The organism is Allorhodopirellula heiligendammensis (assembly GCF_007860105.1).
GTDB classification, from domain to species: Bacteria; Planctomycetota; Planctomycetia; order Pirellulales; family Pirellulaceae; genus Rhodopirellula; species Rhodopirellula heiligendammensis.
The window spans coordinates 435,115-449,715 of the sequence record NZ_SJPU01000003.1 but is presented as its reverse complement, the minus strand read 5'-3'; the positions used below and the strand labels follow the sequence as shown (position 1 = coordinate 449,715).

Here is a 14,601-nt window from a genome sequence, read left to right as displayed (position 1 = left end):
CCAGCATCATCGACGTCAGCGCCCCTCTCTGGGAATGCTTTCGGTGATTCATTTCAGCAACCTTCCTGAAAACCACTCGACGCTCCCGCCCAGGGCGGCTCCGACGGGCGAGGTGGTGTCGTTCGACTGAGACATGCGTGATGCTCGTAGCGTGAGTTGACGAGCTCCCGAAATGGGAAGTTCCAATCCGAGCGATTCTCGATCTTGAAGCGTGGCAGTCCACTGCACCGCTCCGTCGACGAGCACGTCGAGCCGCAGCGCAGTGAATTCACTGACATCCTGACTACGTCGCGCCGCCACAATGAGTTTTTGGTAGCCGTCCGGAATTCGCAACGTGATCTTTCCTGGGGCCTGAATCCGAATCACTCCGTTGTCGGATTGCGGTGCAAACCAGTTGTCCAGATCGGACGTGTTGACTGATTTCCCAGAGTCCTGGCGATCACTATCGAAGTTGGCGGCTGCGACCTCGACGTCCGACAGGGACAAAATGCCACCGGCGAAGCCAATCCGTCGCACTTGGTCGAGCGGAACGGCGTGTTCGATGCCGCCTGCCAAACGAAGTTGAATGTGGCTGCTTCCTACCGGCATGCTGATTGATTTGGCCATCCATTCAGAACCAGAGGTATCGACCACGCGAATGTCCCCTGTAGCGTCGTCTTGAGTTGTATTGGAAAACAAAATCCCCTCGAGTTTCGGCAGTGGGGCCTCAATGGGATTGCCACGCATTTCAAACGATACTGTGTCTCGGGTAATCCCCTTTACAGTGCCGTCAATTGAATCAAGGGCCTTCTCGTTGCGGCGGACAACGAGTCGATCGCCACGGCGGGTCTCTTCCAGCCATCCCAGCCAAGTGGGATCGGTGGCCGAATTGCCTTTCTGAAATCGGACCCAGCGAAGTTGCTGGGCAGGAATGGTGAGCGACGATTGACGCGCCACCGCAATATTCACGGTGTTATCCGTCCAGGTTAGTCCTGTGATTCCCAATTGCGATCCACCAGCGAGTTGGGCGCGCATGGGTAGCGGCGGTTGCGGATCGTGGTCGAAGTTGAGTTGGGAGAGCTCATCCAGTGGCAGAGTCAATGTCTCCGATCCGTCTTTTACTTGGAGTCCCTCTGCATCGAGTTGGACAATTTCTCCTTGGATCATATTTCCGTCGGCGGACGTGATCGAAATCTCGGAGGCGCTCGCCACGCTCGCCATCGAGACGCTGGCGGGCAAGATTGCCAACAGCGTCCAAGTGCGGCAGGTCTTGAGCAGGCGCGAGAATGGTGTCAACGGGCAGTCCATGGGCTTCCTCGGTGTGGAACTTCGTGTTAGGCGAGCAAAACTAACATAAAAAGGCTAGGCGCGGCGTGGAACCGCGTGGGCACGGCCGTGTGCGCGTCGCCGCCCTGCACGCTTCACCCCCTGGCGATTGTAACAGAGTAATCGCAGCCCATCGTTATAGCTGCACATCATCCTTTGCCGGGCCAGCCCACCAGTGACCACGGGCTCGAGCATCGAACACGCAGACCATCATAGCTCGCCAAGGCTGCGGACTCTTCCCACCCCGCATCCCTAGCCAGACTGTCCACCTCAACTTATTCCCTGATTTAGCGAGAACTCGCCTCTACGGAGCGAAAGTATCGAAAGGTCACCGTAAAACCAAACAAGAGACTTGATTACCACTTACCCAGAGCCAATGATCTATTGTCCTGGACTGTTTGATGTGCCACGCATGCCCCGAGGGGGTACCGACCCCGCCATTTCAGGACCACCACTATTGTCATTTGAGGCCGTCGAGTGCTCGTCTTTCTCGAATGAATTCATTGATTTCGGCTAAGTGAACCAGATCGGGCCGATGTGTCTCCTGCTGGGAATTCCATTGCTCCATTATTTCGATACTTGCCAGTCATGATGCCCCCTACTACACTGATCGAGACAGTCTTCGGTGCAACTGCGGGATTTTACATTGCATTAATTGGCTATTAAGGTTTAGAATCTTCCTGAGTAAACGGATTGCCGCTCCTAAGGGCGGGCAGAAGGAGAGATCTCAATTATGTCGATCAAATTCACACAGTCTTGCCCGATTTGCGGTCGACGTATCGACGTCCGGGCATCGCTGCTGGGGTGCACGGTAGCGTGCCAACACTGTGGTGCCGAGTTTACCGCCAATGCGAATCAAAGCTGCCCCGCGGGCAGAGAGCATAGCGACGAGCTACTCGCCCGAGTTGAGAAGGCGCTCCGTCGAGCCGAAGCGGCGGCTGCAGTAGAGGCTGAGGTGTAAATCACGATCTGGGTCGTTCTTTGAATCGGCTCAAAAGTTCCCCACTCTCAGCAGCGGTCCAGGCACATTCAGCCGACCTGCCTGGTACTGGCGAGTTATTTCGCGAAGAGGCGCATTTGCTCTAATTGCCCAGTCACGCGGAACAGCCTGTGGTGCGGAGTAGCCTGCTCGACCCACGGTCAGAACACCATCTGGTGTCACAACACCATGCAGGATGCTCATTTGTTCAGGTGCCAGTGCCGAGCTGCTCGCGGTCTCCGAGGCAGCGCTCGCCAAGGTGTCTTAGTAAGGCAAGGTGTCTTAGGAATAAAAGTGTCTTAGGAATATGGGGCGGCTAACGCCGAAGGACCGAAAAAGTTTCGCATAAAACGCCAAGAATTCTAAACTTTCTCGGGTGGTGTCTTAACGCAATGTTCATGACCTGGCTACAATAGACGTATCTAGAGTGACATTGTGTCCCCCTAGTTCAAAACTTCTACTTTCCCCAGGTTAGTTCGTATGTTGTTGCAACGCATGTTGTGTGTTTTTTGTGCCGGTTTTTTACTTGCAGCCACGCAAGTCGGCTGTGGTCCCGACAATTCTGCGACTGTTTCTCCGGTTGACGACAGCGTCGTCCATTCGCCCGAAGAAATGGAGGATATGTCCAAGCAGAATGCTAGCGATATGAACAGCAAATAGTTCATCACTCCCATTGGTGTGACTCGAATCTCATTCGAGGCGAGTCTATTGCGATTTGTTTACCTCTCTTTTTCGCCGAAGTCGTCGGCGTCTCTTCTATCTCTCGAGGTTTTTCCATGAATACTTCATTCAGGCGAGGTGGTTTCACCCTCGTCGAATTGCTGGTGGTCATAGCGATCATTGGTGTTTTGGTGGGCTTATTGTTGCCCGCTGTCCAAGCGGCTCGCGAAGCTGCTCGACGCATGAGTTGCAGCAATAATTTCAAGCAAATTGGCCTAGGACTTCATAACTATCACTCCGCCTATGACCAGCTGCCCGTGCATAGCGGTGGCACGACTCCCGATATCGGGAACCGCCATTTATTGAGCTTTTTGGTGGGCTTGACGCCATTCATCGAGCAGCAAGCGGTGTGGCAAATGATCTCCAATCCGCGTGCGACGAACCATAACGGCACCGCTCGTGGCACACCGTTTCCCGCGATGGGGCCTGTGCCCTGGGATCGAAACTACACTCCGTGGCTGACTCAGATGGGAACGTACCGCTGTCCCAGCGACCCCAGTACGCCGCCGGCGAACTTTGAAGCGTTCACTAACTATGCGGCGTGCATTGGTGACGGTGTGGCGAGTAACAACCACTCATGCATCAATCAGGACGAGAGCATCAACAACGGGTGCATGAATCGTCGGGGCGGTATGGACCGAGGCGTTTTCGTGACTCGGATGCCGACCAAGTTTCGCGACATTCTCGACGGCCTGAGCAACACGATCGCGTGTGCTGAAATTGTCGTTGACTCCAATACGCTCGAGGTGCTCTCGACGGTGGTCAACCGCGGCAATGATGCGGCGTTTTTCTCGAATCCATCGGTGTGTGAAGACACCATCGATCCCCAGCGTCCGCAATTCCACGTTGCAGGAACCAACGCCAACAACTGGGGTACATCCCAGCGTAAGGGGATGCGATGGGCCGACGGCCGTCCGGTGATGTCGAGTGTGACCACGATCATGCCGCCCAATCGTGTCAGCTGTTCTTGGGCCGGCGACGGTTCCGACGGTATGTTCACTGCGTCGAGCCGCCACCAAGGCGGATGCCATGTGCTGATGGGCGATGGTGCTGTCAAATTCATCACCGAGTCGATTGAGTCGGGGAATTTGAATTCGACGACTCCTAATTGGCCGGCAGGCAGCTCAGCGGTTCCTCCAGGCAGTGCCAGCCCCTACGGGTTGTGGGGAGCGTTGGGTACCAAGGCAAGCCGAGAAACCGACCAGCTCCCGTAGTGAGCTAACTGGACTTACGCAATGCAAACGTGAGCGAGGGGAATCGATTGAGTCCCCTCGCTCACGCCTTTTACAGGCCCACCAATTTTTCGGGCGCACTCATATTTGCTAATGTGCAGTGAATTCTATTCGATGTTGATGACGCACAGGTGAATTGCGTGCCGCCGACATGGCTTGCACTGTTAAGAGGTTTGGAGTTCGATACCGGGCGTCTGGCGGACTATGATAGCAATGCGGTCACCACAAGCTTAGGAGAAAGTAATCCTGATGAAACCTCAAAGGTTGATGCCATTGTTTCATCGGGTCGCGGTCTGCGTGGCCGTCATGCTCTTCGTACCAGCCTTACCTTTCATAGCTGGGGCGCAGCCGCCGGCCCGGCAGACGCTGCAGCTATCGCAGGATTCCGCCACCAATAGCCAGCTCACGGCGATTCGCAGCGACATCGTTGCCGCGATCACTCAGGGCGCCAGCCCTGCCGAGACGTCCGCATTGATGCAACGCCAGCGGCTAATCGATCACCAGCTCGAGGTTGAGTTGGGGGCGATCCGAGAGGAACTTGTCGCGATCGAAAAAGGTAGATTTGATCGCGATGCGCAGCAGCGCCGAGCTGATCTTCGACGCCGAGAAAGCCTGCTCTGGGTTAGCCGCGTGGAATTGGCGGCCCTGCTTTCGGAGTTGTTCGCCGAGGGCTCCGCCGATGGTGTGGCGCTTGCTCAACAAGCGATTCATCTGATTGGCGAAGCGCTCGCCAAATTTCCGAATGCTAGCGAGCTGCAGAGCGAATTGGCGCGGCTGCTGTCTGAATCACAATTGCGCAGCGGCAACCCCGATGCGGCGCTGCGAACGATGCGGCAGGCGTCGACGCAGGCCAACCGGGCGGCTGGTGAGCCGCCCGAAACCGAACGCGATGAATCGGGCGAGACGCCCTTGGTGATCAACACGGCCGATGAACTCGCCTTCGTCATCCGTATCGATATTGCCAAACATCGCTGGGACGCGGCGGCGGATAAACTCAATCAGTATTTTGGTGACCAACCGACGGTGGCACCCCGCAGTCCGTCCATGGATTTAGCGAGATTGCGGTACCTCATCAGCCAGCCGGATCGTTCATCCGACATGGAGGAGGTTGGGCGGTGGCTCGACGCCATTCGCGCACGGGGCGGTGCGATTGCGTACCGCAACGCCGAAACGCTTGTGGCGAGACACCGCGCCTTGCAGTTGCCGGCGGATGTCGCAGCGGCTGGATCCCCCGATCAGGCCCAGCCGCCCGTTGACCCTCGAGTGCTGCGTGCTGATGCCAGATATTACCTGCGTGTAGGCGAGACGCTGCCTGCGGCCATCACGTTTGCTCGCGCCGCCGTCGAAGACGCCGATGCGACCCGCAGTGTCGAGTCGGCAATCCGGTCCGCCGCGATCCTGCAAAGCGTCTCCAAGGAAGCCGCCGCAGCCGATCTGCTCAGGCGAATCGCGAGGGCACACCAGCAGCACCCGTCGTCTCCGCTATTAATGCTGCAGGCGGCTGCATTGCAAGTTGCTGTTGATGTTGCGGCGCCCTCCGCGAAGAGCCCAACAGCTCGCGATCTGCTCGTCGAATTGATCGATGGGTGGCCGGCCTCCGGGGCCGCCGAGACCGCACGCACCAGTCTCATTGACTCTGCTGTCGCGGACAACGATTTCGTCGCAGCCGCCGTGCTGGCCACGCAGCGCCCCGCAGAGCAGTGGGACGCAGCGCGTGCGGCGCGGTGCCGTCAACTCTGGCAGTTAGCCATCGCGGGGCCGCAGCCTCTGCAGCGGCGATGCCGATGGGACCAAGACGATTGTCAGCGGCAATATTACAATGAACTCGAAGAGCGTCTGAGCACGATGCGTAGCACGTTCGCGGCTGCAGCTTCTCATCCACTCGCAAAACAAACTGAGTTGGCTTGCATTATCTTACTGGATACATGCAAAGAGTCGCCGGCCCGCAGTCGGCTGGCAACAGCAGAACAGCAATCGACTGATCCATATCTGTCTTCACTGGCGCGTCGCAGGCTCGGACATCAACATCCCAGCGAGGCCCCCGATCCTGCGGTGCCAAACGAGCCTGAATTATGGCGAATTGTGCTGTGGCGTTTGCATCAAGACCTGCGGGAGAACCCGACGCTGCACCGAGAGATCGGGAGCTACCTCGTAGCGATGTCCAATGACCCCGAGTTTAATGTGCCGCCCCGGTTGATCATTGCCTGGTTGATGTGGAGTGGAAAAGTGGATCAGGGCGGGCGGCAGCTGCGTTCAGAGTTGTCCACGTCTGATGAGCCCGGCGAGGTGCTTGCTGCGGCTGCGTCGGCACTCGCCGATTCGATCAAACCGTCCGACCTGGAGCAGGCGTCGCGTTTGTGGGGGCAGCTCGCTGATGGTATTCCGACATCGCATCCGTCGCATCGACGAGCGAAGGTGGAAAGCATTGCCTGTCTGTGGCGATCTGGAAAGCGTAGCGATGCCCGAGCCGCCGCCGAATTAATGCTGTTGACCAACCCACCTCAGGATCCGGAACGAATCAAACGGCTACAGGAGTGGGCGCGGTGAGCCCGAGCGACATCGATCGCGCTGCCGGGTCGACGAGCAGAGCGGATGAGGGCTCCGTACGCAGCGTCATTGCTGCCGCTACGCCAAGGTGTTGTGGTACCATGTTTCCGTCGGTTGCTGCTGAGCTGGCTTCGGCATTCCGAAACCTGCGAATGAAAATAGTCCGGGCAAAGTTCCTCGCTAGTCAACTGTTGCCTCACACGTCCCCAGGGAAACCATTCTTATGCATCATCAAATTCGCATTCCATCTCAAGCCCGACGGGCGAGTGTCTCCACACTGATACCGTTCGCCCTGATACTGTTCGCCGCGTTATTTTGCGAGAGTGTCCTCGGCACTGCCGAAGACAGCACACCGCATGTGGGAGGCTCGGACCTGACTGCGAGCACCACATCGGTCTCGGACTGGCTCGATCAGCGAATCACGCAGGCGATGCATCTTTATACGTGGTTGCATGCTCACCCAGAGGTGTCTTTTGAAGAACAGGAGACCGCCGCCAAACTCGCCGGACTGTGGCGTGAGGCGGGGTTCGAAGTAACCGAGAACGTCGGTGGCTACGGCATTGTGGGCGTACTCAAGAATGGCGAGGGCCCGACGGTGATGCTACGAACCGATTTGGATGCCTTGCCGGTGACCGAGCAGACGCCGGTTTCATACGCCTCCACTCAAACCGTGACACGCGAGGACGGCAGCAGCACAGGAGTCATGCACGCGTGTGGGCATGATATTCACATGACCAACCTGACGACGGTACTGCAGTGGCTGGCTGAGCATCGGAAGTCTTGGGCAGGGACAATTGTCGCCATTGGACAACCCGCCGAAGAGCACGGGGCGGGTGCCAAGGCGATGCTCGAGGACGGCTTGTTCGAACGGTTCCCCCGTCCTGATTTCGCCTTGGCGATGCATGTCACCAGCGACAAAGCGACCGGGAAGATCACGCTGCGACCAGGATTTTCGCAAGCCAATGTTGATAGCGTTGACATCACGATGAAGGGGCGCGGTGGTCATGGCTCGGCACCGCATACGACGATTGATCCCATCGTCCAAGCCGCCGAGTTGGTGCTATCGTTGCAGATGATCGTGAGCCGCGAAATCGCGCCCATCGAACCTGCCGTGATCACGGTCGGCTCGATTCACGGTGGCACCAAGCACAACGTGATTGGCAACGATTGCACGTTGCAGTTGACCGTCCGCAGCTACAGCCCCGACATTCGCCAACAGCTACTCGAGGCGATCCGTCGCCGAGCATTGGGCATCGCGGCAACCCACGCGGCACCCGAGCCGGATGTGGTACTCAGCGAGGGAACGCCGTCGCTAAAGAATGACTTGGAGCTAGCCGCACGGATGCAATTGGTATTCGGAAAACAGCTCGGGGCGGAAAACGTGATCCAAGACCAGCCGTCGATGGGTGGCGAAGACTTCAGCCGGTACGGAATCGCCGGTGTACCGATCTTGATGTACGGGGTTGGCTCGGTCAGTCAGGCAAGGCTCGACCGGTTTGCAAAACTGGGAATTCCCCCAGCATCGCTACATTCGGCGGTCTACTATCCCGACGCCGAGGAAACACTCCGGGTGTCAGTTCCCGCCATGATTTTAGCGGTCGTGGAACTCATGCCCTCAAATGCCACGGATTCTCCGAACTGAACTATACTGGGCGATTTCAGTTCTGCCATGATGAGTAACGCTGTCACGCATTGGTCGTGATCGTCATTGCCAGCGAGCGGAAAACCGTGTTGTCTGCCGAATCCGACACGCTGGCTAATGATGACGTCAACGCTCAGAGACTCGCAAATCACGGCAGGGGCATGCTTCAACAGCGTCGTCCGCAAGGGTGACAATCAACAGGTGGGAAGGTAGAAATCAATGGGAGTTCGTTTTGCTTGCCATGCATGTGGTAGGCGATTGAACGTGAAATCGGAGCTAGCTGGACGACGGGGGATTTGCCCGGCGTGCTCAGTTCGGTTTCGCATACCCGCGCACGACACGCAGACCTCGACGCCGATCGATGCAAGCGAAGCCCCGCGACCGGACGATTCGTCTGTACCCGCGAAATCGACGGCCCAGCAACAGCGAGCTCATGATTCCTCCATCGCTGCTAACGCGGGAGGCTCGGCAAACCCAAATCCATCTCCCCAGCGAACTTCGCCTCCGTCCGCAAGCTCAACGCGCCCACCGTCCAGCCTCGAGGACGTCCTCGGCGGGACGTCGGCGACGTGGTACGTACGACCTTCCAGCGGCGGGCAATTCGGCCCCGCCGACGGCCCCACGCTCGGTCAGTGGATCAGCGAGGGCCGGGTGGCTGATTCAGCGATGATCTGGCGCGATGGGTGGCCGGAATGGCGAACGGCCCGCAGCGTGCTGCCGCAAGAGCAAGGCGGCGACCCACCCCGTGTCGAGCAAAATCATAAATCCATCCCGGCCGTTCGCACCGTTCCGGCGGCACCTGCCAATACCGTTCCCGCTGCGGCAGACCCTGTTGCGGACCCCGACAAGCCGCTTCGCACGAGCGGCAAAGTGCTCGACACGAATAAGAAAAAGGTCTCCCACAAACGCGTCACGTCCAGCGTCGTACTGGCTCTGGTTTTCATTTTGCTGCTGAGCGCATTGATTTTCGTAGTGTGGTGGTCCTAGCGACTTGTGTGCAAATTCTGCCGGTTGAATCGTGAGGGTTGCGGACGATCTGTGATCGCGAACACGCGGACATTTGCGCGGGTAGGTGCACAGGATTTCTCCGCGTAACCTATCCTCGACTACATCGCTGGACAATCGCCGCACGGGCGGACAAGATACGCGGATGAAATCTGAAAAAAATACCGCTACGCTAGCTCTTTTGCATGAGCGCGCCCATGCTCTCTTCGCCGCATCACGACGACGGGCGTCCGACCTCCGTTGCTCAGTAGTTGAAATCGGTGGGGCTAGCGTGCTGGATTGTGGCGTTCATGAAGCGGGATCGCTGCAATCCGGATTGGTGCTTGCCAAGTTGTGTCTCGGCGATCATGCCGAGGTTAATCTGACGCCAGCGGAGCCGGACATGATCACCGACATCGCGGTGATGGTTTCCACAGATCATCCCATCGCCGCTTGCCTGGGAGGCCAGTACGCGGGCTGGCCGCTGGCCGCGGATAAGTTTTTTGCGATGGCCAGTGGCCCCATGCGAATGCTTCGGGGCCGCGAGGAGATGCTGCAACACTTGAACTTGATCACCACCGCCGACTCGCTGACGTCTGCGGTCGGGGTGCTCGAGTCCGATCGCCTGCCGGATGCGAGCGTGATAGCAGAAGTCGCTACCGCGTGTGGCGTCCCGGCGGCGCGGGTATGTCTCGGCGTCGCCCCCGTGACATCGATTGCCGGTGGCGTGCAAGTCGTCGCACGCAGTGTCGAGACGGCACTGCATAAACTTCATGCCCTCGAGTTCGACGTCACAAAAGTCGTTTCGGCGACTGGGATTGCCCCCTTGCCGCCCGGCGCAAAACCAGGCGATACGGTCGAGGGCATTGGCCGTACCAATGACGCCATGCTGTACGGTGCCAAGGTCACACTTTGGATCGATGCTCCCGACGAAGAGATTGACGCGGTAGCAATGAAGGTTCCGAGTGAATCGTCATCGGACCACGGACAACCATTTGCGAAAATCTTCAAGCAGTATGATTACGACTTCTACAAGGTCGACCCAATGTTGTTCAGCCCTGCGGTGGTCACGATTCATTCGCTGGCCAGTGGGCGAACATGGCGATGCGGAAAGCTTGCACCGGAGATTTTGAGGACGTCGTTCGGGATAGATTCGTGACCCAGAGATCGCCGGAGTGAACTCCCCACACATTCTCGTACTCGGAGGACGCCCGATCTGCCGGGCGGCTGATGCGCCGTTGGGTTGGCACCTTGCCGAGTTGCAATCTGCGGCAGGGCGACTCGGTGTCGAATTAAGCTTTGCTGACTATGAGTCCTTTCATGCGCGGATCGAGCTTGGCGGTTCCCGTTCCTGCGTTGTGGAGGAGACACGTGACGTTGCCCGGCGACGTCAACTCCACCTCGACGAAGTGGATGGGATTTTCACGCGTACGATGCCTGCGGGATCGATGGAACAGATTTTATTTCGTCTTGCAGTGTTACATGACGAGTACGATCGACGAGCGCAGTGTGATCGGGCTCGTAGCATCGTCAATCCACCTGCGTCCCTCGAACTGGCCATTGACAAGTACGCAACTCTCACTCGAGTGGCACGGATGGATATTCCGACGCCCGCGACCGCTGTTGCCCAATCCCGCTCGGATGCCATGCGGCTATTTGGCGAACTCGGGGGAGACGTGGTGGTCAAGCCAATCTTCGGCGGCGAGGGTCGCGGTGTCATGCGCATCCAAGACGCCGAACTCGCCTGGACAGCGTTCTCAACGCTGGGACAACTCGGAGCTATTTTCTACGTGCAGCAGTTTGTTGCTCCCGGAGGGTGTGACGTGCGTTTGCTCATTATCGGGCCGTATGTGCATGCAATCCGACGGACATGCCCACTGGGTTTCCGCACGAACATGCGCGCCGGTGGCCGCGCCGAGTTAGTTGAAATGCGCAGTGAGTGGGAGCATTTGGCGCGTCGTGTGTGCAGCGAATTCAAGTTAACTTTGGCCGCGATCGATTTACTCGAGACGTCCAACGGGAACGAATACCGACTCGTGGAAATCAACGCCATTCCTGGCTGGAAGGGGGCGCAGGGCGTCGTTCCCGTGAACCTGGCCGAACAAATCATTTCCGTCTTGAAAGATAGTGCCTTATGAATCCCACCTCTGACGGTTGCGATCGCCACGATGATCCCAGCGATCATGACAGTGAGCAAGCGATTTCTCCAGCGATATCGTGTAGCAATGAGGCGATGTCTGACTGGACGCCTGGGAACGTCGCCGATCGGTTGACTCAGATATCACGCCAGTTGCCAGGCGCGATTGCGATCGCGGAACCATCGGGACCACCCAAAAAGTCAGGTCAAGAACGCGATTATGCGTTGACTACATTCAAGACCCTCGATCAGCGGAGCACCGAGATAGCGCGAGGCTTGATCGCATGGGGTGTCGAGCCCGGCATGCGGCTGATCAGTTTGGTTCCATTCGGTGCGCAGTTCATTGAATTGGTATTCGCACTGATGAAAGCGGGGGTCTCCGTAGTACTGATTGACCCCGGGATGGACCGTCGTCATCTGGTGAAATGTTTGCAAGAAGTCAATCCAGATGGGTTTGTGGGCATTCCGAAGGCGCAGGCTATCCGGACGCTGCTGCGTCGCCGCTTTCCTACGGCGCGGTGGAATGTCACCGTCGGGCGACGCTATTTCTGGGGCGGCAAGACACTCGCCCAGATCCTGGAAATGGGCCAGCGAGCGGCGACTCCACTTCCGACAGTTGGCATTGAAGACGAGGCGGCGGTGATCTTCACCACCGGCAGCACGGGACCGCCTAAAGGCGTGGCATACACGCACGGCACCTTCCATGCTCAAATCGATCGGATCGCCAACCGATATAACATTCAACGTGGGTCACGCGACTTAGCGTGCTTCCCACTCTTTGGCTTGTTTGACGCCGTCATGGGCGTGACGACGATCATCCCGGATATGGACCCCACACGTCCAGCCGATGTGGATCCGACCAAGCTCATTGCGGCGGCCCGGCAATGGGAGGTTGACCAAGCGTTCGGCTCGCCAGCGTTATGGAAAACGGTGACGAGGTGGTGCGATGCCAACGCTGTGGGACGCCCGTTTCCTACCCTTCGCCGCGTGCTGTCCGCCGGTGCTCCGGTACCTGCCGCCACGCTGGCAAGCCTCCGCAGGTATGTGCATGAAGACGCCGACATTGAAACGCCGTATGGTGCCACCGAAGCCTTGCCGATCGCGTCGATCGAATCGCGACAAGTGATTACGGAGACGGGGCCAGCTGCGAATAAGGGGAAAGGCGTGTGCGTCGGTACGCGATTTGAAGGCGTGCATTGGAAGGTCATCGAGATCACTGATGACGAGCTCCGCTACTTTTCCGATATCACCGAAGTCGCCCGTGGCAAGATCGGCGAGCTGATGGTCAGCGGACCGATGGTCACCCGCAAATATGTGACCCGCACGGATCAAAATGCAATGCACAAGGTGTACGATGGTGAGACGGTGTGGCACCGGATGGGCGATGTGGGCTACCTCGATCCACAGGATCGGTTCTGGTTTTGCGGGCGAAAGGCGCATCGCGTGATCTCCGCTGACCGCACGTTTTTCACCGTGCCATGCGAAGCCGTTTTCAATCTCCAAGATGATGTTGAAAAATGCGCGTTAGTAGGGCGGGGTCCTGTGGCCCAACAAATACCAGTGATCGTCGTCCAGCCTGTCGATCCCGCCATTGCCCGCGACCCGGCGAGACGTGATGCGTTGGTTGCGCGATTGCGTGAGGTGGCCTCACGCAATCCGCTCACTCAGCGGATTAACGATTTCGTAATCCGGGAGGCGCCGCTACCGGTCGACATTCGGCACAACAGCAAGATCTTCCGCGAAAAGCTTGCCGCTGAAGTGAATGCTGCCGGCTAGCTGAAACACGAAACTCTTACTTCATCTGCGGATTGCTCCGCGGATCCCATCGACCGCGTTGGCGTGAGCGAATCGGTCTTAGGGAGTGCGGAGCGGGGAGCACGACCAGGATTGCGGGCGTTGCCAGCTGAAGTCGCTACGCCGCCATGGCTCGCGGTGGCGTACCTGGAACAATGTGCTCACCCAGGGTCTCGATCTCCAACGTGAGCAGACGCTGGACGACATCTTTGATCGCAGGGCGGTCTTGCGGGTCTGCCGCGACCATGCTTTCAATCAGATCCGCGATCGGCTCCATCACGCTACGAGCGACGGGCGCTGTCGCCGCTAGGTTTTCCCAAAGCATCCGGCCCAAAGCAAACGTGTCCATTGCCGGCAGAGCCGCGGTGGTTCCCGCTGCCAGTTCCGGGGAGGCGTAATCGGGCGCACCGCGGAATGTGCGGTGCAGTGGTGTGTGAATCTGCGCAGCAAACCCAAGATCGATGAGCGTGGCGTGTCCCTTGCTGTCGACCAGCACATTCGCCGGTACCACGTTTCCATGCACCCAGCCAGCGGAATGGAGTTTTTCAAGCGCTTGGGCGATTTGACGCGTCCACCAAAGCGCCACCGGAACAGCGAACGTCTCGATTTGGCAGGTTCGCTGGTCCATCGTGACGCTCTCGAGCCGAGGCATGACGAGGTAGGGAGAGTGGGGCGAATCCGACGCATCGAGAACGGCAATCAGATTGGGATGAGATACCCCCGCGGCGTGGATTGCCTGCGTGATTCGTCGCTGGGACTCGCGAATTGAACTCGGTCCGGACGAATTGGCAGCGTTCCCTGAGTCTTCCTGGCGCACCGTTTTGAGTACATAGTCGTAGCGGGGATTCCCGCAGCTGTCGGCGGGTTGCGCCAGATACAAATCCGAGCCACTGCCCTGCGCCAATCGTTGCCCCAACCGCCAGATCCCGAGAATGCGGTCCGGCGTGGACGAATTGGGTGCGATGGGACGGACGGCGGATTGATCGTGCATCGTGATTCTCGTGGGCAACTCAACGAAAAGGGTTTCTAGACCACTCATCGTCCGCCGTGACGCGGCCTGGCAAATCGCCAGTGATCAATCCTGATAACCGGCATAATCGGTAAATTTTGCCGGGGGGTTATCTTTCCAGTGCTTACCAGCCGAATGGATACTTCAGGGCGTCCGCGACGGGAGATTGTGCGTTGCGGCGGTCCGGATTTAGCGATTAAGGCAGGCTTGGTCACCAACACTGGGAACTTTGTCGATCACAATCGCGTCGTA

General features: G+C 58.2%; 11 protein-coding genes. 9 read left to right on the top strand and 2 right to left on the bottom strand.

What is annotated here, in order from left to right; genetic code table 11:
- Positions 1–48 precede the first annotated feature (48 nt).
- Positions 49–1,287, bottom strand: coding sequence for a glycosyl hydrolase family 98 (locus Poly21_RS21695; RefSeq protein WP_146409143.1), 1,239 nt, complete (start codon positions 1,285–1,287; stop codon positions 49–51).
- A gap of 751 nt (positions 1,288–2,038) precedes the next feature.
- Here Poly21_RS21695 and Poly21_RS21690 point away from each other — a divergent pair.
- The 9 genes from Poly21_RS21690 to Poly21_RS21650 all read left to right on the top strand — a co-directional run bounded on the left by Poly21_RS21690 (position 2,039) and on the right by Poly21_RS21650 (position 13,322).
- On the top strand, positions 2,039–2,266 hold the full coding sequence (locus Poly21_RS21690; RefSeq protein WP_146409142.1) for a response regulator: 228 nt from the start codon (positions 2,039–2,041) through the stop codon (positions 2,264–2,266).
- Between the two features lie 498 nt (positions 2,267–2,764).
- Positions 2,765–2,944, top strand: a complete 180-nt coding sequence (locus Poly21_RS21685) for a hypothetical protein (protein WP_146409141.1) — start codon at positions 2,765–2,767, stop codon at positions 2,942–2,944.
- Positions 2,945–3,060: 116 nt separating this feature from the next.
- Positions 3,061–4,218 carry a DUF1559 domain-containing protein gene (locus Poly21_RS21680; RefSeq protein WP_146409140.1) on the top strand — a complete coding sequence of 386 codons (1,158 nt, stop codon included), beginning with the start codon at positions 3,061–3,063 and terminating at the stop codon, positions 4,216–4,218.
- Positions 4,219–4,485: 267 nt separating this feature from the next.
- Positions 4,486–6,783 carry a hypothetical protein gene (locus tag Poly21_RS21675; protein ID WP_146409139.1) on the top strand — a complete coding sequence of 766 codons (2,298 nt, stop codon included), beginning with the start codon at positions 4,486–4,488 and terminating at the stop codon, positions 6,781–6,783.
- Between the two features lie 223 nt (positions 6,784–7,006).
- Positions 7,007–8,425, top strand: a complete 1,419-nt coding sequence (locus tag Poly21_RS21670) for a M20 metallopeptidase family protein (protein WP_146409138.1) — start codon at positions 7,007–7,009, stop codon at positions 8,423–8,425.
- Between the two features lie 264 nt (positions 8,426–8,689).
- The gene (locus tag Poly21_RS21665; RefSeq protein WP_302120088.1) at positions 8,690–9,412 is read left to right on the top strand and encodes a DUF4339 domain-containing protein; all 723 of its coding nucleotides are present in this window, start codon (positions 8,690–8,692) and stop codon (positions 9,410–9,412) included.
- A gap of 163 nt (positions 9,413–9,575) precedes the next feature.
- The gene (gene mch / locus Poly21_RS21660; protein ID WP_146409136.1) at positions 9,576–10,568 is read left to right on the top strand and encodes a methenyltetrahydromethanopterin cyclohydrolase; all 993 of its coding nucleotides are present in this window, start codon (positions 9,576–9,578) and stop codon (positions 10,566–10,568) included.
- A 16-nt stretch (positions 10,569–10,584) separates the two neighbouring features.
- Entirely contained in the window at positions 10,585–11,547 is a 963-nt protein-coding gene (locus Poly21_RS21655; protein ID WP_302120085.1) for an ATP-grasp domain-containing protein, read from the top strand.
- A 95-nt stretch (positions 11,548–11,642) separates the two neighbouring features.
- A complete protein-coding gene (locus Poly21_RS21650) occupies positions 11,643–13,322 on the top strand; it encodes a fatty acid CoA ligase family protein (protein ID WP_146409484.1) in 1,680 nt (559 codons plus the stop codon).
- Between the two features lie 136 nt (positions 13,323–13,458).
- On the opposite strand, the gene Poly21_RS21645 is transcribed toward Poly21_RS21650, so the two are convergent.
- The gene (locus Poly21_RS21645; RefSeq protein WP_146409134.1) at positions 13,459–14,331 is read right to left on the bottom strand and encodes a protein kinase family protein; all 873 of its coding nucleotides are present in this window, start codon (positions 14,329–14,331) and stop codon (positions 13,459–13,461) included.
- Between the last annotated feature and the right edge of the window lie 270 nt (positions 14,332–14,601).